General features: G+C 66.6%; 1 protein-coding gene. It reads right to left on the bottom strand.

The annotated features are described in order from the left end of the window. A partial coding sequence (locus BLX41_RS11675) for a PhzF family phenazine biosynthesis protein (protein WP_259744731.1) occupies positions 1-698 on the bottom strand: 698 nt, incomplete at its 3' end. Between the last annotated feature and the right edge of the window lie 185 nt (positions 699-883).

The following is an 883-nucleotide window of genomic DNA, read 5'->3' as shown; positions in this document are numbered from 1 at the left end:
CCCACCAGCCACTGGGCGATACCGGCGTTGAGGCTGCCGGTGGCCGGGTCCTCGGGCATGCCGTCGCCGGCGATAAAGGCCCGTACCTCGAACTGTGCGTCCGTGTCATCACGCTGCGGATCACAGGGCGCGATCACCCCGACCGCCAGACCGATCAGCGCCGGGTAATCGGGTTGCAGGTCCAGCACCTGCTGGCGCTCGGCGAGCATCACCGCCAGCCAGCCGGCGCCGTTGTCGACCCACTGCGCCTGCACGATGTCCCCGAGCGCCAAGCCCAGCCCCTGGCGCACCTGCTCCAGCACCTCGGGCTCGACCGGGCCGGACTTGAGCAGCGGTGGCGCGAGAAACGCCAGCTGATGGTCCTGACGGCGAATGCGCACCAGACCGACTTCACACTCCTGGATGATCTCCTCGCCCTGGGGCACGCCGCCGGATTCCAGCCAGGCGTGGCAACTGCCCAGGGTCGGGTGACCGGCAAAAGGCAGCTCTTGAGTGGTGGTGAAGATCCGCAAGCGATAGTCGGCCCGGGGGTCGCGGGGCTTGAGGAGGAAGGTGGTTTCGCTGAGGTTGGTCCAGGTGGCGAAAGCGGCCATGCGTTCGTCGCTGAGATCGTCGGCGTTGAACACCACGGCCAGGGGGTTGCCTTTGAGCGGGGTGGTGCTGAAGACGTCGACTTGTTTGAAGTTCAGGGCGGGCATTGAGGGGGGCCTGTGAGGGGGCGGTTGGTGATTGTAATGGGTTTGGGGTGGGGTACATATCCGGTGCTGCGGGTGTGGCTGCTGGCGAGCGGGGTTTGGGTACATATCCATTCCTGCGGGTGTGGCTGCTGGCGAGCGGGGTTGGGGACATATCCATTTCTGCGGGTGTGGCGGGGGGGGGGGTT

The sequence above is a fragment of the Pseudomonas protegens genome, assembly GCF_003732485.1.
In the GTDB taxonomy this organism is placed as follows: Bacteria; Pseudomonadota; Gammaproteobacteria; order Pseudomonadales; family Pseudomonadaceae; genus Aquipseudomonas; species Aquipseudomonas protegens_B.
This window is presented reverse-complemented; position numbering and strand designations above follow the sequence as displayed.